This is a genomic window from Streptomyces sp. NPDC048211 (assembly GCF_043202315.1).
Taxonomy (GTDB): domain Bacteria; phylum Actinomycetota; class Actinomycetes; order Streptomycetales; family Streptomycetaceae; genus Streptomyces.
On record NZ_JBIDAD010000006.1, the window covers coordinates 211,720 to 236,504 of the forward strand.

Sequence of the window (24,785 nt, forward strand, 5' to 3'; positions counted from 1 at the left end):
TGACGGGTAGCATCATCGTAAAGGTCAGCTGATACGTCTGGGGCCCGCCAGGTTCCCGGCGGTGCGGCAGACCCGGTCATCCGCCGGCCCGTCGCCCGATCCTCACTCCTCCACGGGGCGCTGCGCGCCACTGCTATTGATTACGGAGCCTTCCCATGGGGCACTACAAGTCGAATCTCCGCGACATCGAGTTCAACCTCTTCGAGGTCCTCGGGCGCGACAAGCTGTACGGCACCGGTCCGTTCGCGGAGATGGACGTCGAGACCGCGAAGAGCATCCTCGACGAGGTCGCCCGCCTCGCGGAGAACGAGCTCGCCGACTCCTTCGCCGACGCCGACCGCAACCCGCCGGTCTTCGACCCGGAGACCAACACCGCACCGGTCCCGGCCTCCTTCAAGAAGTCGTACCAGGCCTTCATGGACTCCGAGTACTGGCGCCTGGGCCTGCCCGAGGAGATCGGCGGCACCACCTCGCCGCGCTCCCTGATCTGGGGTTACGCGGAGCTGCTGCTCGGCGCCAACCCGGCCGTGTGGATGTACTCCTCCGGCCCGGCGTTCGCCGGCATCCTCTTCGACGAGGGCAACGAGGCGCAGAAGAAGATCGCCGAGATCGCCGTCGAGAAGCAGTGGGGCTCGACGATGGTGCTGACCGAGCCGGACGCCGGCTCCGACGTCGGCGCGGGCCGCACGAAGGCCGTCGAGCAGGAGGACGGCTCCTGGCACATCGAGGGTGTGAAGCGCTTCATCACCTCGGGCGAGCACGACATGTCCGAGAACATCATCCACTACGTGCTGGCCCGTCCCGAGGGCGCAGGACCCGGCACCAAGGGCCTCTCGCTCTTCATGGTCCCGAAGTTCCACTTCGACTGGACCACCGGCGAACTGGCCGAGCGCAACGGCGTGTACGCGACCAACGTCGAGCACAAGATGGGCCTCAAGGCGTCCAACACCTGCGAGATGACCTTCGGCGACCAGCACCCCGCCAAGGGCTGGCTGATCGGCGACAAGCACGACGGCATCCGCCAGATGTTCCGCATCATCGAGTTCGCCCGCATGATGGTCGGCACGAAGGCCATCGCGACGCTCTCCACGGGGTACCTCAACGCCCTGGAGTACGCCAAGGAGCGCGTCCAGGGCACCGACCTGTCGCAGTTCATGGACAAGACGGCCCCCAAGGTCACCATCACGCACCACCCCGACGTGCGCCGCTCGCTCATGACGCAGAAGGCGTACGCCGAGGGCATGCGCTCCCTCGTCCTGTACACCGCCTCCGTCCAGGACGCGATCCAGGAGAAGGAGGCCGCGGGCGAGGACGCGAAGGCGCTGCACGGTCTCAACGACCTGCTGCTCCCGATCGTGAAGGGCTACGGCTCCGAGAAGTCGTACGAGCAGCTGGCGCAGTCGCTCCAGACCTTCGGCGGCTCGGGGTACCTCCAGGAGTACCCGATCGAGCAGTACATCCGTGACGCCAAGATCGACACGCTGTACGAGGGCACGACGGCCATCCAGGGCCAGGACTTCTTCTTCCGGAAGATCGTCCGCGACCAGGGTGCCTCGCTCAACACGCTCTCCGAGGAGATCAAGAAGTTCCTCGCGGGCGCGCAGGGCAACGAGGAGCTGTCCGGCGCGCTGGACCACCTCGCGAAGGCGGCCGTGGACCTGGAGGCGATCGTCGGCACGATGATCACCGACCTCACCGCGACCGGCGAGGACGTCAAGAACATCTACAAGGTCGGCCTCAACTCGACCCGTCTGCTGCTGGCTTCCGGCGACGTCGTCGTCGGTTACCTGCTGCTCAAGGGCGCGGCCGTGGCCGCCGAGAAGCTGCCGACCGCCTCCCCGAAGGACGTCGCCTTCTACCAGGGCAAGATCGCCGCCGCGAAGTTCTTCGCCGCGAACATCCTGCCGGGCGTCGGCGCCGAGCGCGCGCTGGCCGAGGCCGTGGACAACTCCCTGATGGAGCTGGACGAGGCCGCGTTCTAGGCCCTTCCGCCGCAGGACCTTCGGCACGCACCGCCACTCGGAGACGCTTCCGGGTGGCGGTGCTGTCGTAGGGGCCGGGTGCGCCGGACGCGGGTGCCGGCTCAGCTCTCCGCGCCGTACGGCAGCGGTATCGGTCCGACGGCGATCGGCAGGCTCCGGCAGCCTCCGCCCGCGCCTTCCCTATGATCGAACCCGATTCCGAGGGGGAGGCCGGCGCATGAGGCGTATGGGCAAGCGGTGGTACATACGGGGCGCGGCGGCCGGGGCGGCCGCGCTGCTGCTCGCGGGCTGCGGCAGCGGGGACGACGAGGGCGGCGCCACGAAGGCGCTCGGCAAGGCGGAGGTCTCCTCGGTCCTGCCGGACGCGAAGGCGGTGCCGGGCTGGCGGAGCGTGCTGGTGCCGGACGCCCAGGAGCCGAACCCGGAGTTCCCCCCGTCGGTATGCCTGTCGGTGAACAAGAAGAAGCGCGCGACGGCGTGCGACCACATCACCTTCTGGGGCGCCTCGGCCTACGCACGCAAGCCCGACGGCACCTCGCTCAACTTCTGGACGCTCGCCTACGAGGACGAGAAGACCGCCGACGCCGCCTATGACGCTCTGGCCGAGTACTACGGCGGGGACCGGGTCGGTGTGGGCGCGGTGCCGGTCGACATCGGCGATCCGGGCAGCGAACACGTGGCCAACCGCGCCGAGATGGGCACGATGGGCGGACCGGCCACCATCACCCAGCTCCGGGTCGGCACGACGGTGCTCGGCGTCAGCACCGGCACCCAGGGCAAGAAGGCCGTCTCCGACCAGGAGGTGAAGGACTTCGCCGCCATGTTCGCCGAGCGTGCCCAGCAGGCGCAGAACGGCGAGAAGCCGTCCTCGGCGCTGACCGGACAATAGCTGCGGGGTGCCGGGGGGCGACGGTGAATCCTCCCGGCCGGGTCTGGTTACAGTGAAGAACATGAGTTCCTCCCCCCGGTTCGACCGCGGCCACACCGACGATCTGATGGCCTTCCTGATGTCCGCCCCCTCCCCGTACCACGCCGTGGCGAGTGCCGCGGCGAGGCTGGAGAAGGCCGGTTTCCGGCAGGTCGAGGAGACTGCGGCCTGGGACGGCACCACCGGCGGGAAGTACGTCCTGCGCGGTGGCGCGATCGTGGCCTGGTACGTGCCGGAGGGCGCCGGAGCGCACACCCCGTTCCGGATCGTGGGCGCGCACACCGACTCGCCGAACCTGCGGGTGAAGCCGCTGCCCGACACCGGTGCGTACGGCTGGCGGCAGATCGCCGTGGAGATCTACGGCGGCACGCTCCTCAACACCTGGCTGGACCGCGACCTCGGTCTCGCCGGGCGGATCTCCCTGCGCGACGGCACGCACCGGCTGGTCGACATCGACCGGCCGCTGCTGCGCGTCCCGCAGCTGGCCGTGCACCTGGACCGGTCGGCCAACACCGAAGGACTCAAGCTCGACCGTCAGAAGCACATGCAGCCCATCTGGGGACTCGGTGACGTCGAGGAGGGTGACCTCATCCGCTTCGTCGCCGAGGAGGCGGGCGTCGACGCCGAGGACATCACCGGCTGGGACCTGATGCCGCACCCCGTCGAGGCACCGTCCTACCTGGGCCGCGACCGCGAGCTGGTGGCCGGTCCGCGCATGGACAACCTGCTCTCCGTGCACGCGGCGACCGCGGCGCTCGCCGCCGTCGCCGGGCAGCCCGACGCCGAGATCCCGTACATCCCGGTGCTGGCCGCCTTCGACCACGAGGAGAACGGCTCCCAGTCCGACACCGGCGCGGACGGACCGCTGCTCGGCACGGTCCTGGAGCGCTCGGTGTTCGCCCGCGGCGGTACGTACGAGGACCGGGCCCGCGCCTTCGCCGGCACCGTCTGCCTCTCCTCGGACACCGGCCACGCGATCCACCCCAACTACGGTGAGCGCCACGACCCGACGCACCACCCGGTCGTCAACGGCGGACCGATCCTCAAGGTCAACGTCAACATGCGGTACGCCACCGACGGCGGCGGCCGGGCCGTGTTCGCCGAGGCGTGCGAGCGGGCGGGCGTGCCGTGGCAGACGTTCGTCTCCAACAACGCGATGCCGTGCGGCACGACGATCGGCCCGATCACCGCCGCCCGGCACGGCATCCAGACGATCGACATCGGTGTGGCCATCCTGTCCATGCACAGCGCCCGTGAACTGTGCGGCGCCGACGACCCGTACCACCTGGCGAACGCGCTGGTGTCGTTCCTGGCCGGCTGACGGCGCACACCCCGGGGTTCCCCTGCCGACGCGAGACGGACGGGGGAACCTCCGTCATCGCGGGCCGGTCCTGAACCGGCGCCGGTACTCGGTCGGTGTCGTGTCGAGCCTGCGGCGGAACGCCCTGACCAGGGTGTCGACGGTGCCGAATCCGCAGGCGGACGCGATCCGTTCGAGGGTGGCGTCGGTGGTTTCGAGCCTGCTGCGCGCCCTTTCGACGCGGACCGACTCGATGTAGGCGTGGGGCGTCGTACCGAGTTCGGACTTGAAGATCCGGGTGAGCTGGCGTTCGCCGATGTGCCCGTACGCGGCGAGGTCCGCGACGGTGAGCGGTTCGCCGATGCGGCGCATGATGTAGTGCCGCAGATCCTCGATGCGCCGGGTCGTGGCGACCTGTTCCAGCGGAACGCTGAACTGGCTCTGCCCGCTCGGCCGCTTCAGGTACATCACGAGCTGTCTGGCCACCCGCAGCGCGACGGCCTCGCCCAGATCGTCGGCGATGAGGGCGAGCGACAGATCCAGGCAGGCGCTGATCCCCGCGCCGGTCCACACGTCCCCCTCGCGGATGAAGATCGGATCGGCGTCGACCTCGACCAGGGGGTGGTCGGCGGCGAGCCGCTGTGCGGTCGACCAGTGCGTGGTGGCCCGCTTGCCGTCCAGCAGCCCGGCGGCGGCGAGGAGGTGCGCGCCGACGCACACGGACGTGACCCTGCGCGTGCGCCCGGCGAGCTCCGCCACCCGGCGCACCACGGCGGGGTCGGTGAGCGGATGCACCCGGCCCCGGCCGTCGACCTCCACCGCTCCGGGCACGAGCAGGGTGTCGATGCTCCTCGCCGCCAGATCGTCGAAGGTGAGGTCGGGGAGGATCCGGACCCCGGCCGCGGTGGTGACCGGGTCCGTGGTCTCGGCGGCGAGGACCACGTCGTAACCCGCCGCCTCCTCCGTCTCGCGGCGCGCGAGGGAGAACACCTCGGGTGGTCCGGTGACATCGAGCAGGTCGACGCCCGTGAAGAGAACGATGACGACCAGTCGTTCGACGGTGTTCACGGTCTCCCGGGCTCCCTGTCCTTGCGGTCCATGCGCGGCTGTGGTGTCGGTTTCTGCATGTTAGACGACATTGCCGACACACCCCGTGGGTCCTAGCGTCGTGGGTGCGGCCCGCCGAACCGGTGGGCCCGGCCTCCCCGACCCGAAACCCAGGTGCCACAGCCATGCCTCGAACGACACTGCGCCGGCTCAACGGCCTCGACGACACCCCCGCGAAGCTCGCCGACTCGACCCTCGTCCTCATCGACTACCAGAACACCTACACGACCGGTGTGATGGAACTGGACGGCTGGCAGCCCGCGCTCGCCGCCGCCGCCCGGCTCCTGGCCGACGCCCGCCGGGCGGGCACCCCGGTCATCCACGTCATCAACGACGGCGGTGAAGGCACCCCGTACGACATCCGGGCCGAGATCGGCCGGATCCACCCGGACGTCGCACCGGCCGACGGCGAGACCGTCGTCGTCAAGCAGGCACCGGACGCGTTCCACGGCACCGACCTCGGCGAGCACGTCGAAGCGGCGGGCCGGACCGACCTCGTCATCGCCGGGTTCATGACCCACATGTGCGTCGCGTTCACCGCCCAGGGAGCGTTCCTGCGCGGCAACCGGCCCACCGTCGTGGCCGATGCCTGCGCCACCCGTTCCCTGCCGGTCACCGGCACCGAGCTGGACGCCGGCCAGGTGCACCACAGCGCCCTCGCCACCATCGCCGACCTGTACGGGGTCGTCGTCCCGACACGGACGTCCCTCGCCTGACATCCGGCGCGGAGGGCTGCCGTCGGGCACCGGCACCCGACGGCAGCGCCCGCCCCTCCACGCCCGGGAGCATGGGCGCGGGCGGACCGGGTACCCGGTGCGTACACGGCCCGGATCTTCCGGCCGTCGAGGAGGCAGAACTCATGGGACTCGGAGGATGCATCATCCTCATCGGTGCAGGGGCGATACTCACCTTCGCGACCGACTGGGAAATGGACACCGTCAACGTCGACATGGTCGGCTGGATCATGATGATCGTCGGCATCATCGGCGTCTTCGTCTACGCGAGCGTGATGCGCCGGCGCCGCATGGTCGTGCCGCCCACCACCACGGTCGTGTCCGAGGACGAACGCCGCCTGTGACCTGGCAGGGTGCGCCTCGCCGGACGGGCGCACCCCTTCGCCGGCTCCGCGCCATTCCCGATATTCTGGGCGCTTGTCCGTGACCCGGCACCGGGCGCGTCACCCCCGGAAGGGAAGCCGCTCGTGGAGTTCCGGCTGCTCGGCACAGTCTGCGTCGACACGCTGACCGGGCCGCTGCCACTCGGCCCCGCCAAGCGCCGCAGTCTGCTCGCCGCGCTGCTGTTGCGCGCCAACACTCCCGTATCGATGGCGCGGTTGACCGACTGCCTGTGGGACGACGCCCCGCCACTGCACGCCCGCACCGTCATCCAGGGCCATGTCTCGCGGCTGCGCGCCCTGCTGATGGGTGCGGACGCGGAGGCGTACGGGGTCGAGCTGGCCACGCTCGGGGACGCGTACGTACTGCGGGCGCCGGAGACACTGCTGGATTCGCAGCGGTTCGAGGAACTGCTGATGCTGGCCCGGGAGCAGCGCAGCCCGGCCGACGCCGTGCTCATGCTGAAGGAGGCCCTGTCGCTGTGGCAGGGCCCCGCACTCACCGGTACGTACGCCAGCGCGCCGCTCCAGGCCGCCGCGCAGGCGCTGGAGGAGTCCCGGCTGGCGACGGTCGAGCAACTGGCGTGTGCCTACGCCGTGCTGGGGGAGCACCACCGGGCGGCCGCGGTGCTGCGGGCCGAGGCCGTCGCCCATCCCATGCGGGAATCCCTCGCCGCGGCCCTGATGACGGCCCTGTACCGGTCGGGGCGTCAGTCCGAGGCGCTGGACTGGTTCCACCGCACCCGACGGCTGCTCGCCGACGAGCTGGGCATCGACCCGGGGCGCGAGCTGGCCGACGCGTACGCGCAGATCCTGCGTGGCGACCCGGACCCGGCGGCCGACCCGTCCCCGGGTGTACCCGGGCAGGCGGGCGCCGGACGTGAGGGTGGGCCCCGGGCCGGGGAAAGGGCTGACCCGGACCGGGCTCCCGCGGCCCACCGCGCACCCGGGAGCCACGACGGTGCCGCAACCGCCCCGGTACTCACGGAAGCGGCCGCCGCGCCGCCCCGCTCCGCGCACGTCCCGGCCCCGCCGCGCTCCGCCACCGCGCCTCACCCGCACCCCACCGATCTGCTGCCCCGCGCTCCCCGCGGCTTCCACGGACGGAGCGCCGAACTCACCGCGATCTCGCGGGCCGCGGCAGGCGAGGCGCCCGTCTGTCTGGTCACCGGGCCGGCCGGGGTGGGCAAGACCGCGCTGGCGCTGCACTGGGCGCGCCGCTCCCCCGCGGCCTTCCCGGACGGGCGGCTCTACGCCGACCTGCGCGGGTTCAGCGACACAGGTGAGCCGGCCCCCCTCGAAGTCCTGCGCGAGTTCCTGCTCGCGCTCGGCGTCGCACCCCGCCGGATCCCGGAGTCCGTCACCGGTGCGGCGGCCCTGTTCCGCTCGCTGACCGACCGGCTCAGCCTGCTCGTCGTCCTCGACAACGTCCGCGACTCCGCCCAGGTCGGCCAGCTGCTGCCGGGCGGCAGCGACTGCGTCACGCTGATCACCAGCAGGCACCGGCTGGAGGGCCTCATCGCCTCGGACGCCGCCGTCCCGGTGCCGCTGGACGTCCTGGAACCGCCGGACGGCACCGCGCTCCTGGCCGGGGTGCTGGGCGAGGAGCGGGTCGCCGCCGAACCGGTGGCTGCGCGCCGCCTCGCCGAGCTCTGCGGCGGCCTGCCGCTCGCCCTGCGGGTCACCGCGGCCCGGCTGGCGGGCCGCCCGCAGTGGACGCTCGCGGGCATGGCCGACGAGCTGGCCGACGAGCGCAGCCGGCTGACGTATCTGGCCGTGGAGGACACCGGGGTCTCCGCCGCGCTGCGGCTGACCGTGCAGCAGCTGCCGCCGGACGCCGTCCACCACTTCACCCGGCTCGGCCACCACCCGGGCAGCCACTTCGACCCGTACACGGCCGCGGCCCTCGCCGGGAGCGACCCGGTCGTCGCGGCTGCCGCGCTGGAGCGGCTCGCCGCCGCCCATCTGGTCACCGAGGCCGGACCCGGGCGCTGGATACTCCACGACCTGGTGCGGCTCTATGCCCGCGGGCTCGTCCCCGAGGCCGGAGCCGGCGCGCTGACCGGTGTGCTCGACCACTACATCGCCACCGCGCTCGCCGCCGCGGACACGGCCGAACCCGGCGGTGAGCCCTGCTTCGTGCTGCCGGAGGACTTCCACCGGCCGGCCGCCGTACGGGACTTCACGGACCGGGAGGCGGCGATGGACTGGCTCGCGGCCGAGCGCGAGGACCTCGCCCTGGCCGCCGCCGCGGCCCGTGCCGCAGGTCTGGAGGACCGGGCCTGGCGGATCATCCTGCTCCAGTGGCCGCACGTGGTGTGGCGCTCGCGGGACGGCTGGGTCCCGATGCTGGAACTGGCCCTGGCCGCGGCGGTCGCGCGCAGCGATCCGTACGCCCAGTCCCGGGTGCGCAATCTGCTGGGCTGGGTGCTGTCGGAGGAGGGCAGGACCGCCGAGGCCGTGGCCCTGCTGGAGCCTTCGCCCGGACTCGCCCGGCAGGCCGGGGACCGGCTCGGAGAGGCGACGGCCATGATCAACCTCGCGATCGTCCAGGCCGAACAGGGCGGTCTCGACGTGGCGATGGAGGGCTGCGGCCGAGCCCTGGAGCTGGCCAGGAAGGAACCCGACGCGCACACCGAGATGCTCGCGCTCCAGCACCTCGCCCGCATGCAGCTCACCGCGGGACGCCCGCAGGACGCCCTGGACTCCGCCCGCGCCGCCTTCGAGCTGGGTCCCGAGCACGAGGAAGCGGCCCGCCGGGTGCTGCTGACGACCGTGAGCGGCGAGGCGCAGGTCGCCCTGGGCGCGGAGGACGAGGGGATCCTGCTGCTCGACCTGGCGGCCACGGAGGCCGAGCGGGCGGGCTACGACGTGGGTGCGGTGCGGGCCCTGGAAGCGCTGCTGCGGGTGGCCGCGGCCCCGGAGTACGTGCGGCGGTACGAGGAAGCGGTCAGGCGCCTCGCCGACGACGGGTGAGCCGGGCGGGCGGGGCAGGCCGTGACGCCCCCCGCTCCTCCGCCCGGCTTCCCCTCATCGGCTCCTCAGCCCTGTTCGTCCATGCCGGCCAGCACCAGCGCCAGCCGCGACGTCCCCTCGGCGGTCACGCTGACGGGGACGCCCCAGTCCTGCTGGTGCACGTGGCAGGCCGGGTACTCGTTCGCCGGGTCGTCGTCGCAGGACGCGGCCATCGCCGAGACGTGCAGGACGCCCTCGGTGACACCGTCGGCGAGAACCAGATCGCGGAAGAGATCGGTGCCCGCCCCTTCGCCGCCGGCCAGCAGCTCCGGCGGGGTCGAGGAGACCAGCAGCCGGGTCGAGGGCCCGTAGCGGGTGTCCAGCTTCTGGCCGGCCGGCGCCTGGAAGACCACGTCGAGCCGGAGGGTGCCCGGGGCGATCCCGGTCGCCGCGCGCTGGGTCCGGTGTGCCTGGTCCGCGACGCGTACCGCTTCCTCGGGCAGCCGCAGCCGGGTCAGCCGGTGCCGGGCGGACTCGACGACCACGAGGTCCCCGTCGACCAGCACGGCGTCGCTGGGCTCGCGCAGATCCGTGGCCAGCGTGGTGACCTCGTCGCTCGCCGGGTCGTAGCGGCGCAGGGCGTGGTTGTACGTGTCGCAGACGGCGACGGACCCGTCCGGCAGCGCGGTGACGCCCAGCGGGTGCTGGAGCAGGGCCTGCGCCGCGGCTCCGTCACGGTGGCCGAAGTCGAAGAGCCCGGTGCCGACGGCCGTGTGCACGGCGCCCTCCCGGTCGACGTAGCGCAGGGCGGACGTCTCCGAGTCGGCGACCCACAGCCGGTCCTCGGTCGCCGCGAGCCCGGACGGCTGGGCGAACCAGGCCTCCGCACCCGGACCGTCGACCAGCCCTTCGTTCGTCGTGCCGGCCGCGACCCGTACGGTGCCGGCCTCCGGGTCGTACGTCCACAGCTGGTGCACGCCCGCCATGGCGATCCACAGCCGGCCATCGAACCAGGCGACGTCCCACGGCGAGGAGAGGTCGACCTCGCGCGCCGCACCATGGGTGGGCGCACCCTGCCACCACTGGCGGCCGGTGCCGGCGAGGGTGGTCGTCGTGCCGGTCGTGAGGTCGAGCGCACGGATCGCGTGGTTGACCGTGTCGGCGACGGCGATCCGCCCGTCGGGCAGCAGAGCCAGCCCCTGCGGCTCACTGAACCTGACGTCGTCGGGCGCGCCGTCCACGAGCCCGCGCTCGCCCGTACCGAAGTACCGGCGGACGGTCTCGCCGTCCGCGTCCAGCTCGACCAGCCGGTGGCGGGTGGTGTCGGAGACCAGGAAGCCGCCGTCGGCGAGCAGCAGCGCCTTGCCGGGGAACCGCAGATGCGTGGCCACCGGCTCGGGTGCCACATAGGGGCCGTCGCCGCGTCGCAGGGTGCCCTTCGCCCCGTGCTCGGCCTCCAGCTCCTCCACCAGCCTCTCGATGGCGTGGGCATGGCCCTCACCGGCGTGCTGGGCGACGACATAGCCCTCGGGGTCCACGACGACGAGCGTCGGCCAGGCGCGTACCGCGTACTGCTTCCAGGTGGCGAGCTCGGGGTCGTCGAGCACCGGGTGGTGGACCTCGTACCGCTCGACGGCGTCGACGACGGCCTGGTGCTCCGCCTCGTGGACGAACTTCGGCGAGTGGACGCCGATGATCACCACGGTGTCGCGGTGCTTCTCCTCCAGCTCGCGCAGCTCATCGAGGACATGCAGACAGTTCACACAGCAGAACGTCCAAAAGTCCAAGATCACAATGCGTCCTCGCAGATCAGCGAGGGTGTACTGCCGGTCGCCTGTATTGAGCCAGCCGCCCTTGCCGATCAGTTCGGGGGCCCTGACGCGCGCTCGTGTTGCCATGTGAACAGTCAACATCACCGTGGCGTCCACGCATTCCATGGAGGGCTCGGGGAACCTGTGAGCCATGAGACTTCTCGTACGTGAGCGACTGTTCGCCATCGGCGACGACTACTGGATCGAGGACGCGGACGGCCGCAAGGTCTTCCTCGTCGACGGCAAGGCCATGCGGCTGCGCGACACCTTCGAGCTGAAGGACGCGCAGGGCCGGATCGTCGTCGAGATCAGGCAGAAGCTGCTCAGCCTGCGCGACACGATGCTCATCGAGCGCGACGGCGAGCAGCTCGCGAAGGTCAAACGGAAGCGGCTTTCGCTGCTGCGCAACCACTACCGGGTGACGCTGACGGACGGGACCGAGCTCGACGTCAGCGGCAAGATCCTCGACCGCGAGTTCGCGGTGGACTACGACGGGGAGCTGCTGGCCCAGATCTCTCGCCGCTGGCTGTCCGTCCGGGACACCTACGGGATCGACATCGTGCGCGAGGACGCCGACGCGGGGCTGCTGATCGCGGTGGCGGTGTGCGTGATCGTCCTCGCGGAGAAGGAGCACGTGGGGTGAACCCCGGGTGGTGCCTGTTTCACGTGAAACAGGCACCGATGCCCCTCTGACCAGGACCTGTTCTCCGTCAGACCCGGCCCGTCGGCGGCGCGAGCCCCAGACGGCGGTCCTTGAGCGCGGGGAACTGCTCCCGCGTGGTGGCGACCCTGGCCGGGTCGAACTCGACGGTCAGCACCTCTTCGTCCGCACCCGCCTCGGCGAGCACCTCGCCCCACGGGTCGACGGCGATGCTGTGCCCCGCCTGCGGAACCCCGGCATGGGTGCCGGCGCAGCCGACGGCCAGGACGTAGGACTGGTTCTCGACGGCACGGGCCTGCGCGAGCAGCGTCCAGTGCGCGCGGCGGCGCTCGGGCCAGCCGGCCGCGACGACGAGGGTCTCGGCTCCGGCGTCCACCAGCCCCCGGAACATCTCGGGGAAGCGCAGGTCGTAGCAGGTGGCGAGGCCGAGCGTGGTCTGCGGCAGGGCGAGCGTCACCAGCTCGTCGCCCGCGCCCATCATGACCGCCTCGCCCTTGTCGAAACCGAAGCGATGGATCTTGCGGTACGCGGCGGCCCGCTCACCCTCGGGCGTGAAGACGAGCGTGGTGTTGTAGAGCGTGCCGTCGTCGGCCCGCTCGACGAAGGAGCCCGCGTGCAGCCAGACGCCGGCGTCGGCGGCGGCCTTGGCCATCACCTCGTGCGTGGGGCCGTGCAGCGGTTCCGACTCGTCCTCGAACACCGTGTAGGCGAAGGCTCCGACCGGCCAGAGCTCGGGCAGGACCACCAGATCCGCGCCCTGCTGGGCCGCGACGAGTGAAGCCGCGCGTTCCCTGCGGGAATTGACGGATTCGTCCGGGTCTACTGCGATCTGGATGAGGGAGGCGCGCACACTACCACCGTCCTGGCATTCGAGCCGTCAACACGGGCCTACGATCGTCACACGAAAGCACTGCCGGGGTGCCTGCTCGCAGCGTAGCTTGGACCGACCGGGAATCGGGGGGTGGGGGAAGGAGCGGCGCTGGGTGCGTGCAGCTGCAAGGCGGAGGGTTGAGGCATGGCGGAGCCATGGTGATTGACGACGACGCCGCAGATGTGCGCACCCAGCACCGCGACGCCGCCCCCCGATTCCCGGCCGGTCCAAACGACCGAACCTCACCGCCCGGCAGCCCGCCGTCCGAGCCCAGTTCTCCAGCCCATGCACCGCAGAACCGCACGAGGGGTCCCGTGACCGTCCATCCCAGCCTCCAGACCTACGCCGACGCCTGGACCCACTCCATCGAGTCGATAGCCGAGCTGGTGAGCCCGCTCACCGAGGGGGAGTGGAACGGCCGTACGCCATGCCCCAACTGGTCGGTGCGCGACATCATTTCGCACATCATCGGCATGGAGTGCGAGCAGCTCGGCGACCCGCGCCCGATCCACACACTTCCGCGCGATCTCTTCCATGTGCAGAGCGACTTCGCCCGCTACATGGAGATGCAGGTCGACGTACGGCGCCACCACACCGCTCCGGAGATGACCTCCGAGCTGGAGTACACGATCATCCGCCGGTCCCGTCAGCTGCGCAACGAGACGCGTGACCCGGAGACCATGACGCGCGCGCCGCTCGGCACCGAGCAGACCCTCGAAGTCGCGCTGCGGATGCGCGCCTTCGACGTATGGGTGCACGAGCAGGACCTGCGGACGACGCTGGGCAAGCCCGGCAACCTGGATTCCCCCGGCGCCGCGATCGTCCGGGACACGCTGCTCATGGCGCTGCCGAAGGTCGTGGCCAAGGACGCCGGCGCACCGCCCAATTCGGCGGTCGTGCTGGATGTGCACGGGCCGGTGGAGTTCCTGCGCACGGTCAGGGTCGACGCGGAGGGCCGCGGTTCGGTGGACGGTGCGCCGTCACTGGGCCCCGCGGTGACGCTGGCGATGGACTGGGAGACGTACGTGCGCCTCGCCTGCGGGCGGGTGAGGGCGAGTGCGGTGGCGGACCGGATCAAGTCCGAGGGCGATCAGGACCTGGCCACCGCCATCCTGCAGAACTTCGCGGTCACCCCGTAGTCACGGCACCCGGTGCGCCCGCCCCGCAGGGGGACGGGCGCACCGCCGTATCCGGGGTCGGGCGCCCCGCCGTATCCGGGGCCGGGCGGGCACGCGCAGGCGTTTACCGGTGCACGCGGTCACCCCTGCCACGCGCAGGCGGTCACGCGGGCACGTGCACGGCCTCCACGCGGCTGATCACATGGTGCTCCCGCTCCCGGTGCGCCGCCTTCAGCCGCAGCCGCAGGATCTGTACGACGCCGAGCGCCTCCAGGAGGAAGACCGAGGAGAACGCGATGCGGTAGTTGTCGCCGGTCGCGTCCAGCAGCACACCGACGGCGAACAGCGTGGTCATGGAGGCGACGAAGCCGCCCATGTTGACGATGCCCGACGCCGTGCCCTGGCGCTCCGGCGGGTTGGCCGGGCGGGCGAAGTCGAAGCCGATCATCGAGGCGGGGCCGCACGCGCCGAGCACCAGGCACAGGGTCACGAGCAGCCACATGGGTGCGTGGGCACCGGGGTGGAGGATGGCCGACGCCCACAGCAGGGCCGTCATCGCGACCGTACCCAGCGCGAGCGGGATCCGGGCCGCGTGGTGGCGGGCGATGACCTGCCCGTAGACGAGGCCGACGGCCATGTTGGAGAGCACCACCAGGGTGAGGAGCTCCCCCGCGGTGCCCCGGCCGAGTCCCTGGTCCTCCACCAGGAACGGCATGCCCCACAGCAGCAGGAACACCATGGCCGGGAACTGCGTCGTGAAGTGCACCCACATACCGAGCCGGGTGCCGGGCTCCCGCCAGGCGGCGGCGATCTGCCTGCGCACGTACGTCGCTCCGGCGTGCTCCGCGGGCGGCGGCTCGAACCCCTCGGGGTGGTCCTTCAGGAAGAGCAGGAGCAGCACCAGCACCAGGACCCCGGCCAGTGAACTGCCGACGAACGTGGTGGTCCAGCCGAGGCCGTGCAGGGAGCGGGCGATGACCAGCGTGGAAACGAGGTTGCCCGCCATCCCGAAGAGGGCGGCCACCTGCCCGATCAGCGGGCCGCGCCGGGCCGGGAACCAACGCGCTCCCAGCCGCAGCACGCTGATGAACGTCATCGCGTCGCCGCAGCCCAGCAGGGCGCGGGAGGCCAGGGCGGTGCCGTACGAGGGGGAGAGCGCGAAGCCGAGCTGCCCGAGGGTGAACAGGACGGCCCCGAGGGCGAGGACCTTCTTGGTCCCGAGCCGGTCGACCATCAGGCCGACGGGTATCTGCATGCCGGCGTAGACGAGCAGCTGGAGGATGGAGAAGGTGGAGAGTGCCGAGGCGTTGACGTCGAAGCGGTCGGCCGCGTCGAGTCCGGCGACGCCCAGGCTGGTGCGGAAGATGATCGCGACGAAGTAGACGGCGACGCCGATGCCCCAGACCCAGGCGGCACGCCGGCCGCCGGGCGGGTCACCGGGCAGGGACAGGGTGGGGGCGGCGGCGGAACTCACCGGTCCTCACCCCGGACCAGCACCTTGACCCGGCTGACGTGGCGGCGCACGACCTGCGCGGCACCGTCCGCGTCACCGGCCCTGATCGCCTCCAGCAGCTCGCCGTGCTCGGCGATGTTGGCGGCGATCCTGCCCGGGTGGGCCTCCATGACGGCGACGCCCATCCGCAGTTGCCGGTCGCGCAGCTGGTCGTAGAGGCGGGACAGGATCTCGTTGCCCGCGTGGCGGACGATCTCGGCGTGGAAGCAGCGGTCCTTCACGGAGACGGCCGCCAGGTCACCGGCCTCGGACAACGACCGCTGCTCCTCCAGGAGTTCCTCCAGGCGGGCGATCAGCTTCGCCGACGCGGGCACCGCCTTGCGCACCGCGAACTCCTCGACGAGCAGCCGGGTCTCCACCACGTCCGCGATCTCCTGGGCGGAGACGGCGAGCACCAGGGCGCCCTTCTTCGGGTAGAGCTTGATCAGACCCTCGACCTCCAGCCGCAGCAGCGCCTCGCGCACCGGCGTGCGGGAGACCCCCACGGCTTCGGCGAGATCACCCTCGGTCAGAAGGGTCCCGCCCTCGTAGCGGCGGTCCAGGACCGCGTCCTTGATGTGGGTGTAGACGCGTTCGGCGGCGGGTGGCTGCTTCACGGGCGGGCGGACGGGCGACGAGGCTGGGGCAGGCATGCGCACAGCATAGATACAACATGCACGCAACGAGGAATCCTTCCACGATGCGGACGGCGCGGACGCCCACGCCATGGGGGCGATCCGGAATCCAAGCCCCCGGAAGTCATGAGAAATCACCCCTCGCACGCCACAACCATTTGTCGGCCCCATCGGTCTCATCAGCGCGCGGCACCCTTATGTGGCCGCATTCCAGGGGCATTTGGAGCATTCAACTTGAAACTCGGCATTCAGCGCATAAGGCGCGTATCCGCCACCGCCACGGTGGCCCTCACCGCCGGTGCCGTCATCGCGGGCGGCACGTTCGCCTCCACGGCACAGGCCGCCACGCCGCCGGCTCCCACGCTCGTCGCCAAGGGCGGCTACGTGATGAACAACAGCACCGGGAAGTCCCTGTTCAGCAAGGCCGCGGACACCCGTCGCTCCACCGGCTCCACGACGAAGATCATGACCGCCCGGGTGGTGCTGGCCACGAAGGGCCTCAACCTGGACTCCAAGGTCACGATCCAGAAGGCTTACAGCGACTACATCGTCTCCAAGGGCGCGTCCTCGGCCCGCCTCATCGTGGGCGACAAGGTCACGGTCCGCCAGCTGCTGTACGGCCTGATGCTGCCGTCCGGCTGCGACGCCGCGTACGCCCTGGCCGACAAGTTCGGCTCGGGCACCACGCGCGCGGCCCGGGTGAAGTCGTTCATCGGCAAGATGAACAGCACGGCCAAGACCCTCGGCCTGAAGAACACGCACTTCGACTCCTTCGACGGCATAGGGAACGGGTCCAACTACTCGACCCCCAAGGACCTGACGAAGATCGCAAGCAGCGCGATGAAGTACTCCACGTTCCGTACGGTCGTGAAGACGAAGTCGACGAAGCAGAAGGTCACGACCAAGAGCGGTGGCTACCGCTACATGTCGTGGACCAACACGAACAAGCTGCTGGGCACCTACAGCGGCGCGATCGGCGTGAAGACGGGCTCCGGCGCGGTGGCCAAGTACTGCCTGGTCTTCGCTGCGACCCGCAACGGGAAGACCGTCATCGGTACGGTCCTGACCTCCACCTCGGAGGCGACCCGCACGGCGGACGCGAAGAAGCTCATGGACTACGGCTTCAAGAAGTAGCCCTGCGGCACGACGGTGCCCGGCGCGTGCGGCCTCGCATGCGCCGGGCACTTTCGCGTTCCCGGACGGGGCGACCGCGCAAGCGCCCGGCACCGCCGCTCAGCCACCCGAGGCCCGTCCCGTGCAGCCCCCGGCCCGACCCGTCGAGGCCCGGCCCGTCGAGGCACCGGCCCTGCCGGTGAAGCCTCCCGGCCGCTCCCGGTTCAGGCGCGCGGGCCCGCGCCGTGCAGCAAGGTGTCGATGATCCGCGCAGCGAGCGCGTCCGGGTCGGAACCGCCCCCGCCCGGACCGCCCGCGTCCGGACCGCCCCCGTCCGGACCGCCCCCGTCGGATCCGTCCGGGCCGGGGCCTTCCGCGCCGCCGCGCAGGGACTCCCCGATGAGCGCGTAGTAGACCCGGCGCACCCACTCCAGGTCGGCCGCCGCGTCGATGACGTTTTCCGCCTGGGCCCGCCGCAGCACGGCGACGCAGCGGCGGTCGATGTCCTGCTGGAGGACGGCGGCCTCGCTGTCCGGATCCGCCGGCAACCCCAGGGCGAACGCCCAGGCGCCCTTGACCTGAAGCACGTTGGCCGTGATCCGGTGCATCGCCACCAGCGGCGGCGCGGTGTCCGGACGGCCGTCGTCCACCGCCTGGGCGAGCTGGCGGGCCGCGGACAACGCCAGCGCCTCGATCAGCGACTGCCGATTGGCGAACCGGCGGTGGATCGTCGTCCTGGCCACTCCCGCCGCCGCGGCGATCTGCTCCATGGACGCGCCGGGGTCCTCGGCGAGCACCCGCTCGGCCGCTTCCAGGACCGCACGCACGCTGCGCTCCGCGTCCGCCCTCAGCGGTCGTGCCGCCACGTCGCCCATTACGCCTCCTACTCGACCACTTGTCCTGCAACACAGTACATCCAGGATGCGATCTCAGCCTTAATTGCATCATTGATGTTGCCTTTCATCCAGTTACTAGTACTGTCACGTCCTACTTGCCACCGATCAAAGGAGGAACTCATGCACAGCACCGCCCTCATCACCGGAGCGTCGTCCGGCCTCGGCGCGGAGTTCGCCGAGCAGCTGGCCGCCCGGGGGCACGACGTGATCCTGGTGGCGCGGTCCGGCGAACGGCTCGTCGCGCTCGCCGAGCGCCTGATCGTCCAGCACGGGGTCCGCGCCCACGTGCTGGTCCAGGACCTCGCCGAGCCGGACGCGGCCCGCCACATCGCCGACGAGCTGACGGACCGCGGTCTCGGCGTCGACCTGCTGGTCAACAACGCCGGCTTCGGCACCTGCGGCCGGTTCGAGGACATCGCCTGGACCCGCGACCACGACCAGCTCATGGTCAACGTCGTCGCCCTGGTCGATCTCACCCACCTTCTACTGCCCGGCATGCTGGAGCGCGGCGGCGGCGCGGTCGTCAACGTCGCCTCCAACGCCGCCTTCCAGCCGTCCCCGTACTTCGCCGTCTACAGCGCTTCCAAGGCCTTCGTGCTCAACTTCGGCCTCGCCCTGCGCCAGGAGTACCGCCGACGCGGCATCCGCGTGCTCACCCTGTGCCCCGGACCGGTCGAGACGGCCTTCTTCGAGACCATCGGCACCCGCAAGGCCGCCGTCACCGGTTCCATGACCACCCCGGAGCCCGTCGTACGCGCCGCCCTGCGCGCCCTGGACCGCGACCGCGGCTATGTCGCCCCCGGCTTCGGCAACGCCCTCGGCGCCCACCTGACACCCCGGCGCCCCCGCACCGTGGTCGCCGCCCTCGCCGAACGCGTCACCCGCAGGGTCCTCACCGCCCCGTCGGCCGCACCCCCGGCCGCCGCCCCGACGCGGCGGGAGCACGCAGCATGAGATCCGCCTCCGTCGGCGCCGCATCGGCCATGCTGCTCGTCGGCACCTCGACGGCCGTGTCCGCCACCATCGCCGACTACCCGGTCTTAGCGGGACAGGCCCTGCGCTACGCGCTCGCCGCGGCGATTCTGCTCCTCGTCGTACGCCACCAGCGCCTGCCCCGCGTCCGCCTGACAGCACGTGACCTCGCGCTCCTGGCCGCGCTGTCCGCCACCGGCCTGGCCGGCTTCAATCTCTTCCTCGTCGCAGCCACCCGGCACGCCGGTCCCGCGATGATCGGCACGGTGGTCGGAGCCGTCCCCCTCGTCCTCGCCCTCGTCGGGCCCTTGACGGAGCGCCGCCGCCCGGCCCCGCACACCGTCGGCGCCGCGCTCGTGGTCGCCCTCGGCGCAGCCGTCGCCGCCGGACTCGGTTCGGGCAGCCCCGCGGGCCTCCTGCTGTCCCTGGGCGCACTCGTCTGCGAGGTGGCCTTCTCCCTGCTCGCCATCCCGCTGCTGCCCAGGATCGGTCCCCTGCGGGTCGCCGCCTATCCCGCCGCGCTGTCCGTGCCCCTGCTGCTGGCCGCGAGCCTCGCCCTGGAAGGTCCCGGCGCCCTGCGGCTGCCCGCACCCGGTGAGGCCGCGGCCTTCACCTACCTCGGCGCGATCGTCACCGCGGCCGCGTTCTTCCTCTGGTACGACGCGCTGCGCCGCCTCGGCGCCGACCGTGCGGGCCTCTTCGCCGGCCTCGTACCCGTGGGCGCTCTGCTCACCACCGTCGCCCTCGGCCTCGGCCGGGCGGGCCCCGCCGACGTCATCGGTGCGCTGCTCGTCACCGCGGGCGTCGTCCTCGGTCTCCGGCAGCCCGACCGCGACCGCCGAGGACCTCGCCGCCCCCGGGGCGCTCCCGGCGAACCGGCGGACGGCGGATCACCGCGGACGCCGCAGAACGCCTGACGCCCGGTCCGCGGACGCCGCAGAGCGCCTGCCGGGGGCGGCATCCCCGCACAGTTCCTGGTCCACGAGCGTCCTCATGGCCTGCTGCGTGTCCGGGCCGCCGTCACTCGTGGCGTACACCACGGCCGTCCTGGCCCCGTCCCGGGTGATGCCGGCCCAGGTGCGATAGCCGAGCAGTTCGCCCGGGTGACCGAAGTACGTTCCGCCGCAGGACAACGGGATCTCACCCAGCCCGAGTCCGTACCTGACGCCCATCCCGGGTGCGGACACCGTGGCCGTCATCTCGGCCAGCTCCGACGGTTCCAGCAGCCGCCCGCCGAGCAGTGCGGTGTAGAACCGGCTCAGATCGTGCGTCGTGCTGATCACCGCGCCGGATCCGACGGCCATGCTCGTGTTGAGCGCCGTGACGTCGGTTCCGGTGCCGGTTCCGGTGCCGAACGTGGCGTAGGACCGGGCATGGGGGCCCGGAATGAAGGGCGACGTCCCGGGCGTGCTGGTACCGCTCAGTCCCAGCGGACGAATGATCCGGTCCTTCACCTCCCGGTCCCAGCTCCGGCCGGTCACCTCTCGGATGATCATCGCGGCGAGGATGTAGTTGGTGTTGGAGTACGACCACGCGGCCTCGGTCGGCACGGCGCCCGATCGCCGCATCGCAAGCCCCACCAGCTCCCGGGGTGTGTACGTACGGAACCGCTCGGCCCGATACCCGTCGGCGCTGCCCAACGCGGCGATCTCCGGCAGTACTTCGGGGATTCCACTGGTGTGCTGCAACAGTTGCCGCACAGTGACGGAACTGCCGTCGGGGCCGCCGTCGCCCCCCACCACTCCCGGCAGCCACCGCTCGACGGTGTCCTCCAGGGACATGCGCCCCTCGCCGACCAGTTGCAGCACGACCGTGGCGGTGAACGTCTTCGTGGCGCTGCCGATCCGGAACCTTCCGCCCGGAGGCATCGGCTTCCTGGTGCCTTTCTCTGCCACCCCGGCCCGCGCGACGGCCCGCGTACCCGGTGACGTCACCTCGGCGGACGCACCGACCACCCCGGTGTCATGGATCGCGTCCACCCGCCGCTGGAGCGGATCGGCGTGCGGCGCGGACGCGGCACCTGCCGGGCCGCCCGATGGGGCGAGGAGGAGCGCGGCCAGGCCGGTCAGGACGAGCAGCCGTCGCCTTGGTAACACCTGCATGAGGGGCCCCGTTTCCGCCCTCGGCCCGCCGCCCTTCAGCGCCCGGATCATCCGAGGGACGCGCCCATCCCACCAGGAAGGAGGCGGCCGGCCCATCCTGCCCGCCCCCGTCGTGGGGAGGCGCTGGCATCAAGGCCGCCCCGGGGGCTGTCCCTCCGGGGAAGCGACCCGGGGCCTGCCTCCCGCCCGTGCCCGAACCGGCCGGATCAGCCGCCCTGACCGGCGCTGCCGATCGGTCCCACCAGCACCTGGGGGCCGGAGCCGTCCGAGGCGGGCAGCGAGCTGTTGCCCGGCCAGTCGAGGGTGACCGACTTCGTCTCGTTCGGCGGGGTCACCACCAGGCCCGTGATGCGGACCCCGGAGCCACCCGACTCGTTGAGCGGGTAGCTGACGTAGAAGTCGATCTCCTTGCCGTTCTTGAGGGTGTACGGGTCGCCGGGCTCGCCCTTGCGCGTGGCGGAGATGGTCCCCGCGTTGGTCTTCAGGTCGACTCCCGCGAACCCGGAGATCACGCAGTCGGCACCGCTGCCGTTCGTCAGCCCCACCACGACGCTGCCCTCGGGGTCGCCCTCGATGAAGCCGTCCTGCGCGGTGATCTTCAGTCCGTCGGTGGTGCACTTGGGGGTCGCGCCGCTGTCTCCGGAGCCCGAGCCGGAGTCGGCCGGGGCCGCCGTGCCCTTGCCGTCGGAGCCCTTCCCGCTGTCCTGATCCGTACCGCCCGAGCCCGAACCGCCGCCCGAGGAGGACGCGGCGGAGGCCGAGGACGCGGACGACGGGTCAGTCGCCCCCGCAGCATCGTCGTCGTTCTGGCAGGCGGTGAGCGAGAGACCGGCGGCAACGACCAGGGCGGCGAAGGTGAGCCTGTGAGCGCGCATCATTTCTTCCTCAGCATCGGTGGAACAGGACCGGCCGCTCCGTACGGGTCGGGCACGAGCGAGCGCTTCTGCTCAACATGACCGGAGGGCCCGCCGCACCGTTCCTCCGAACCACCGCCTAAGACATGCCTGTTACACGCACCGACTGCCGAAACGCCCCTCCGCTCGGGGTGCGGCGGACCGGAACCCGCCGCCAGGCCTGCCGGGAGGGCCCTTCCCGGCAGGGTTCCGCGCTCATGCGCGGCTGCCGCCCGGTGGGACAGACCCGTAACCCGACACACCGGACGGGCGCGTGGCGTCCCGCGACGGCTTCTGCTCCCGGAGCACCGCGACGGCCGCGTCGAAGGCCGGGTCGCGGTCCGCCGCGAACTCCTCCTCGGTGAAGACCGGTGTACGGATGTGGGGCGGGATGCCCGCGCCGTTCGAAGGTCTGTCCTCGGCGGGTGAGGAACTCCTCGTTCGGGAGCCAGACCGCCATGCCGCCCGGCAGCGTGCGGTCCACGGTGTCGGAGAAGACGCCCTGCGTGTTCTCCCCGATGCGGACGGCCCCGCCGGGCCGGTCGATGAGGGCCTGGGTGAACGTCTCGCCCGCACTGAACGTCGTCGCGGCCGTCAGCACGGCGACCGGACCGCCGTAGCGGGGGACCCCGCGAGCGGGCTCCACCCGGACGGGCTGCGGCCGGGTGGAGCGGGTGCGCTCGCCGTAGGCGGTGTATCTCGGCAGCCGCGCCTCTTCGACACCCGCGGTGAGCAGGCGGGACGACCCGCGCGGCGGGGCTGACCAAGATCGCCCGGTTGCGCTTCACTGCCGCTGGACCATTACCGTCCGTTCATGAATGAATACCTAGCGTTACGTTCTTCTCTCACCCCCTCTTCTCGTGGGCCTCGCCGAAAGGGCACAGCCATGTCTTCTGCCATGCGTAAGACGACGACCACTCCCAGGGCGCGGCGGCTGGCCGCCGCCACGATCGCGCTCGGCAGCTGCCTCGCGCTCGCCGTGCCGGCGGGAGGTGCCGCCGCGGCGCCGGCCGACCCGGTGCCGACCGTCTTCTTCGGTGACTCCTACACCGCCAACTTCGGCATCGCGCCCGTGAACAACCAGGACAGCGAGAGGGGCTGGTGCTTCCAGGCGAAGGAGAACTACCCCGCCGTCGCCACCCGGAGCCTGGCCGACAAGGACATCACGCTCGACGTCCAGGCGGACGTCTCCTGCGGAGGCGCCCTCCTCCATCACTTCTGGGAGAAGCAGGAGCTGCCCTTCGGCGCCGGGACGCTCCCGGCGCAGCAGGACGCGCTCAAGCAGGACACCCAGCTGACGGTGGGAAGCCTGGGCGGCAACACGCTGGGCTTCAACCGCATCCTGAAGCAGTGCTCCGACGAGCTCCGGCAGCCCTCTCTGCTGCCGGGAGACCCGGTGGACGGGGACGAGCCGGCCGCCACGTGCGGTGAGTTCTTCGAGGCCGGGGGCGGAAAGCAGTGGCTGGACGGCCAGTTCGAGCGGGTCGGTTGGGAGCTGGAGGAGCTGCTCGACCGCATCGGCTACTTCGCCCCCGACGCGAAGCGTGTCCTGGTCGGCTACCCCAGGCTCGTGCCCGAGGACACCACCAAGTGCCAGACCACGGCTCCCGGCCAGACGCGGCTGCCGTTCGCCGACATCCCTCAGGATGCCCTGCCGGTCCTGGACCAGATCCAGAAGCGGCTGAACGACACCATGAAGAAGGCCGCCGCCGACGCCGAAGGCGGCGCCGACTTCGTCGACCTCTACGCCAGCACCGGTGCCAACACGGCGTGCGACGGCGCCGACCGCGGCATCGGCGGCCTGCTGGAGGAATCCCAGCTCGAACTCCTCGGCACCAAGATCCCCTGGTACGCGCACCCCAACGCGAAGGGCCGCGACATCCAGGCCAAGCAGGTGGCCTCCAAGATCGAAGAAGTCCTCAACCGCTGACCGGCACACAACCGCGCTCCCTGCATGCACGAAGCCCCAGGACCCGCCATCGGCCTGGGGCTTCGCAACACGGCCGACTCCAGGAGACTTGCCCCACCGATCTCGCTACGGCCCGCGTGAAAGCTCTCGTCCCGGGCTGCCTGGCAGCCAGGGGCGGCTCGGCCGTCAGTGGTGTCGCAGCCCCTCGTCGTCGCTCAGGGTCGCCATCGTGGGGCCTCGTCGTCCGGCGTGTCCGGGGCGGCGAAGTGGAACGGAACCGAGAGGTGCTCGGCAAAGGCACGACCGGCCCGCTCGGCGGCCACGGCTACGGGATGGCGCGGATCGGGATCTCCCTGTTCGCTGACGTACCGCTGAGCTGCCGACCAGTAGACGGTGGCCATCGGAACCTCTTCCGCCGGGTCTGCGGTGATGGCCAGCAGGCGCACGAACCAGTCGTGGACGGTGTCCCCGTCCCAGATCGCCTCGATCGCCACGATGCGGCCCGCACATCCCGCCGCCCGGCAGACCAGCGATTCCAGGTCGAGAGGACTCTCCGGTTCCCGGGCCACCCGGTCGCCGTAGTGGCGACAGCGATCGTTGGCGATCAGCTGAGCGGTACCGACCCCTATGCCATGGGGAACGCGGCCGATGTCGGTGATGATCTTCACCGCCATCAGCAGGGAGCCCTTGAGGACGTACCCGTCGATCTCGTCGCGGATCCCGGCGGGAAGACTCTCCCACCAGTCGCTCCTGGCAGCCTCGTTCATGTCCATGGAGAGCCCCCCGCGCCCTTGAAAGCCCCGCCGACGGAGCCTCCCGCCACTGTAGGCGCCCGCGGGCCCGGCAGCGGCGACGGCCGGATGGCTCCCCGGTGAACTCCCGCTCCCGGGGCACACGCGTTCCATGACGTCTTCATGGAACACAGC

Annotated in this window: 21 protein-coding genes and 1 pseudogene; 12 read left to right on the top strand and 10 right to left on the bottom strand. The window is 71.5% G+C overall.

Annotated elements, in window-relative coordinates:
* The first annotated feature begins 155 nt into the window (after positions 1-155).
* From ACGFZA_RS23215 to ACGFZA_RS23225, 3 genes are all read left to right on the top strand, one after another.
* The gene (locus ACGFZA_RS23215; RefSeq protein WP_385277911.1) at positions 156-1,982 is read left to right on the top strand and encodes an acyl-CoA dehydrogenase; all 1,827 of its coding nucleotides are present in this window, start codon (positions 156-158) and stop codon (positions 1,980-1,982) included.
* Positions 1,983-2,199: 217 nt separating this feature from the next.
* Positions 2,200-2,871: a hypothetical protein gene (locus ACGFZA_RS23220; RefSeq protein WP_385277909.1), complete on the top strand. Its 672-nt coding sequence runs from the start codon at positions 2,200-2,202 to the stop codon at positions 2,869-2,871.
* A 61-nt stretch (positions 2,872-2,932) separates the two neighbouring features.
* A complete protein-coding gene (locus tag ACGFZA_RS23225) occupies positions 2,933-4,231 on the top strand; it encodes a M18 family aminopeptidase (RefSeq protein ID WP_385277907.1) in 1,299 nt (432 codons plus the stop codon).
* Between the two features lie 54 nt (positions 4,232-4,285).
* Here the strand turns inward: ACGFZA_RS23225 and ACGFZA_RS23230 are convergent, their stop codons facing one another.
* Positions 4,286-5,278, bottom strand: coding sequence for a GlxA family transcriptional regulator (locus ACGFZA_RS23230; RefSeq protein WP_393681599.1), 993 nt, complete (start codon positions 5,276-5,278; stop codon positions 4,286-4,288).
* A 164-nt stretch (positions 5,279-5,442) separates the two neighbouring features.
* Here ACGFZA_RS23230 and ACGFZA_RS23235 point away from each other — a divergent pair, with 164 nt between their 5' ends.
* From ACGFZA_RS23235 to ACGFZA_RS23245, 3 genes are all read left to right on the top strand, one after another.
* Entirely contained in the window at positions 5,443-6,033 is a 591-nt protein-coding gene (locus tag ACGFZA_RS23235; RefSeq protein WP_385277903.1) for a cysteine hydrolase family protein, read from the top strand.
* Between the two features lie 143 nt (positions 6,034-6,176).
* Positions 6,177-6,395 (top strand): DUF6458 family protein, encoded by a 219-nt coding sequence (locus ACGFZA_RS23240; RefSeq protein ID WP_385277901.1) that lies wholly within the window; start codon positions 6,177-6,179, stop codon positions 6,393-6,395.
* Positions 6,396-6,518: 123 nt separating this feature from the next.
* Positions 6,519-9,407, top strand: coding sequence for a BTAD domain-containing putative transcriptional regulator (locus tag ACGFZA_RS23245; protein WP_393681602.1), 2,889 nt, complete (start codon positions 6,519-6,521; stop codon positions 9,405-9,407).
* Between the two features lie 65 nt (positions 9,408-9,472).
* On the opposite strand, the gene ACGFZA_RS23250 is transcribed toward ACGFZA_RS23245, so the two are convergent.
* Positions 9,473-11,284: an NHL domain-containing thioredoxin family protein gene (locus ACGFZA_RS23250; RefSeq protein ID WP_385277897.1), complete on the bottom strand. Its 1,812-nt coding sequence runs from the start codon at positions 11,282-11,284 to the stop codon at positions 9,473-9,475.
* 64 nt (positions 11,285-11,348) lie between these two features.
* On the opposite strand from ACGFZA_RS23250, the gene ACGFZA_RS23255 reads away from it, so the two are divergent.
* Positions 11,349-11,840: an LURP-one-related/scramblase family protein gene (locus tag ACGFZA_RS23255; RefSeq protein WP_393681604.1), complete on the top strand. Its 492-nt coding sequence runs from the start codon at positions 11,349-11,351 to the stop codon at positions 11,838-11,840.
* A gap of 67 nt (positions 11,841-11,907) precedes the next feature.
* Here ACGFZA_RS23255 and ACGFZA_RS23260 read toward each other — a convergent pair whose 3' ends face one another.
* Positions 11,908-12,708 (bottom strand): carbon-nitrogen family hydrolase, encoded by an 801-nt coding sequence (locus tag ACGFZA_RS23260; protein ID WP_393681606.1) that lies wholly within the window; start codon positions 12,706-12,708, stop codon positions 11,908-11,910.
* A gap of 335 nt (positions 12,709-13,043) precedes the next feature.
* On the opposite strand from ACGFZA_RS23260, the gene ACGFZA_RS23265 reads away from it, so the two are divergent.
* On the top strand, positions 13,044-13,868 hold the full coding sequence (locus ACGFZA_RS23265) for a maleylpyruvate isomerase family mycothiol-dependent enzyme (RefSeq protein WP_385277891.1): 825 nt from the start codon (positions 13,044-13,046) through the stop codon (positions 13,866-13,868).
* Between the two features lie 142 nt (positions 13,869-14,010).
* Here ACGFZA_RS23265 and ACGFZA_RS23270 read toward each other — a convergent pair whose 3' ends face one another.
* Both ACGFZA_RS23270 and ACGFZA_RS23275 read right to left on the bottom strand, forming a co-directional pair.
* Entirely contained in the window at positions 14,011-15,321 is a 1,311-nt protein-coding gene (locus tag ACGFZA_RS23270) for a nitrate/nitrite transporter (protein ID WP_393681608.1), read from the bottom strand.
* Positions 15,318-15,992 carry a GntR family transcriptional regulator gene (locus ACGFZA_RS23275; RefSeq protein ID WP_385277887.1) on the bottom strand — a complete coding sequence of 225 codons (675 nt, stop codon included), beginning with the start codon at positions 15,990-15,992 and terminating at the stop codon, positions 15,318-15,320. Before ACGFZA_RS23275 ends, ACGFZA_RS23270 begins: the two co-directional genes overlap by 4 nt.
* Before the next feature lie 216 nt (positions 15,993-16,208).
* On the opposite strand from ACGFZA_RS23275, the gene ACGFZA_RS23280 reads away from it, so the two are divergent.
* Entirely contained in the window at positions 16,209-17,108 is a 900-nt protein-coding gene (locus tag ACGFZA_RS23280; RefSeq protein ID WP_393681611.1) for a D-alanyl-D-alanine carboxypeptidase family protein, read from the top strand.
* Between the two features lie 203 nt (positions 17,109-17,311).
* Here the strand turns inward: ACGFZA_RS23280 and ACGFZA_RS23285 are convergent, their stop codons facing one another.
* Positions 17,312-17,962 carry a TetR/AcrR family transcriptional regulator gene (locus ACGFZA_RS23285; protein WP_393681613.1) on the bottom strand — a complete coding sequence of 217 codons (651 nt, stop codon included), beginning with the start codon at positions 17,960-17,962 and terminating at the stop codon, positions 17,312-17,314.
* A 141-nt stretch (positions 17,963-18,103) separates the two neighbouring features.
* On the opposite strand from ACGFZA_RS23285, the gene ACGFZA_RS23290 reads away from it, so the two are divergent.
* Together ACGFZA_RS23290 and ACGFZA_RS23295 are read left to right on the top strand one after the other, a co-directional pair.
* Positions 18,104-18,937, top strand: a complete 834-nt coding sequence (locus ACGFZA_RS23290; protein ID WP_393681615.1) for an SDR family NAD(P)-dependent oxidoreductase — start codon at positions 18,104-18,106, stop codon at positions 18,935-18,937.
* Positions 18,934-19,872 carry an EamA family transporter gene (locus ACGFZA_RS23295; RefSeq protein WP_393681617.1) on the top strand — a complete coding sequence of 313 codons (939 nt, stop codon included), beginning with the start codon at positions 18,934-18,936 and terminating at the stop codon, positions 19,870-19,872. The genes ACGFZA_RS23290 and ACGFZA_RS23295 overlap by 4 nt, the downstream gene beginning before the upstream one ends.
* Here the strand turns inward: ACGFZA_RS23295 and ACGFZA_RS23300 are convergent.
* The 3 genes and pseudogenes from ACGFZA_RS23300 to ACGFZA_RS23310 form a co-directional block, all read right to left on the bottom strand.
* Complete coding sequence (locus ACGFZA_RS23300) at positions 19,846-21,057, bottom strand: serine hydrolase domain-containing protein (RefSeq protein ID WP_393681619.1); 1,212 nt, start codon at positions 21,055-21,057, stop codon at positions 19,846-19,848. The two genes, ACGFZA_RS23295 and ACGFZA_RS23300, sit on opposite strands and share 27 nt — an antisense overlap.
* A gap of 206 nt (positions 21,058-21,263) precedes the next feature.
* A complete protein-coding gene (locus ACGFZA_RS23305; protein ID WP_393681621.1) occupies positions 21,264-21,932 on the bottom strand; it encodes a DUF4232 domain-containing protein in 669 nt (222 codons plus the stop codon).
* Positions 21,933-22,247: 315 nt separating this feature from the next.
* Positions 22,248-22,626, bottom strand: a pseudogene (locus tag ACGFZA_RS23310) (S41 family peptidase); the annotation flags it as partial.
* 210 nt (positions 22,627-22,836) lie between these two features.
* On the opposite strand from ACGFZA_RS23310, the gene ACGFZA_RS23315 reads away from it, so the two are divergent.
* Positions 22,837-23,880 (top strand): SGNH/GDSL hydrolase family protein, encoded by a 1,044-nt coding sequence (locus tag ACGFZA_RS23315; protein ID WP_393681623.1) that lies wholly within the window; start codon positions 22,837-22,839, stop codon positions 23,878-23,880.
* Between the two features lie 194 nt (positions 23,881-24,074).
* On the opposite strand, the gene ACGFZA_RS23320 is transcribed toward ACGFZA_RS23315, so the two are convergent.
* A complete protein-coding gene (locus ACGFZA_RS23320) occupies positions 24,075-24,632 on the bottom strand; it encodes a hypothetical protein (protein WP_393681625.1) in 558 nt (185 codons plus the stop codon).
* Positions 24,633-24,785 lie beyond the last annotated feature (153 nt).

Bases quoted from the DNA above. Each gene is read 5' to 3' on its own strand.
- ACGFZA_RS23320 (WP_393681625.1), bottom strand. From the start codon at position 24,632: ATGGACATGAACGAGGCTGCCAGGAGCGACTGGTGGGAGAGTCTTCCC.
- ACGFZA_RS23305 (WP_393681621.1), bottom strand. From the start codon at position 21,932: ATGCGCGCTCACAGGCTCACCTTCGCCGCCCTGGTCGTTGCCGCCGGT.
- ACGFZA_RS23220 (WP_385277909.1), top strand. From the start codon at position 2,200: ATGAGGCGTATGGGCAAGCGGTGGTACATACGGGGCGCGGCGGCCGGG.
- ACGFZA_RS23315 (WP_393681623.1), top strand. From the start codon at position 22,837: ATGTCTTCTGCCATGCGTAAGACGACGACCACTCCCAGGGCGCGGCGG.
- ACGFZA_RS23225 (WP_385277907.1), top strand. From the start codon at position 2,933: ATGAGTTCCTCCCCCCGGTTCGACCGCGGCCACACCGACGATCTGATG.
- ACGFZA_RS23240 (WP_385277901.1), top strand. From the start codon at position 6,177: ATGGGACTCGGAGGATGCATCATCCTCATCGGTGCAGGGGCGATACTC.
- ACGFZA_RS23300 (WP_393681619.1), bottom strand. From the start codon at position 21,057: ATGCAGGTGTTACCAAGGCGACGGCTGCTCGTCCTGACCGGCCTGGCC.
- ACGFZA_RS23215 (WP_385277911.1), top strand. From the start codon at position 156: ATGGGGCACTACAAGTCGAATCTCCGCGACATCGAGTTCAACCTCTTC.
- ACGFZA_RS23235 (WP_385277903.1), top strand. From the start codon at position 5,443: ATGCCTCGAACGACACTGCGCCGGCTCAACGGCCTCGACGACACCCCC.
- ACGFZA_RS23250 (WP_385277897.1), bottom strand. From the start codon at position 11,284: ATGGCAACACGAGCGCGCGTCAGGGCCCCCGAACTGATCGGCAAGGGC.
- ACGFZA_RS23295 (WP_393681617.1), top strand. From the start codon at position 18,934: ATGAGATCCGCCTCCGTCGGCGCCGCATCGGCCATGCTGCTCGTCGGC.
- ACGFZA_RS23290 (WP_393681615.1), top strand. From the start codon at position 18,104: ATGCACAGCACCGCCCTCATCACCGGAGCGTCGTCCGGCCTCGGCGCG.
- ACGFZA_RS23255 (WP_393681604.1), top strand. From the start codon at position 11,349: ATGAGACTTCTCGTACGTGAGCGACTGTTCGCCATCGGCGACGACTAC.
- ACGFZA_RS23275 (WP_385277887.1), bottom strand. From the start codon at position 15,992: ATGCCTGCCCCAGCCTCGTCGCCCGTCCGCCCGCCCGTGAAGCAGCCA.
- ACGFZA_RS23285 (WP_393681613.1), bottom strand. From the start codon at position 17,962: ATGGGCGACGTGGCGGCACGACCGCTGAGGGCGGACGCGGAGCGCAGC.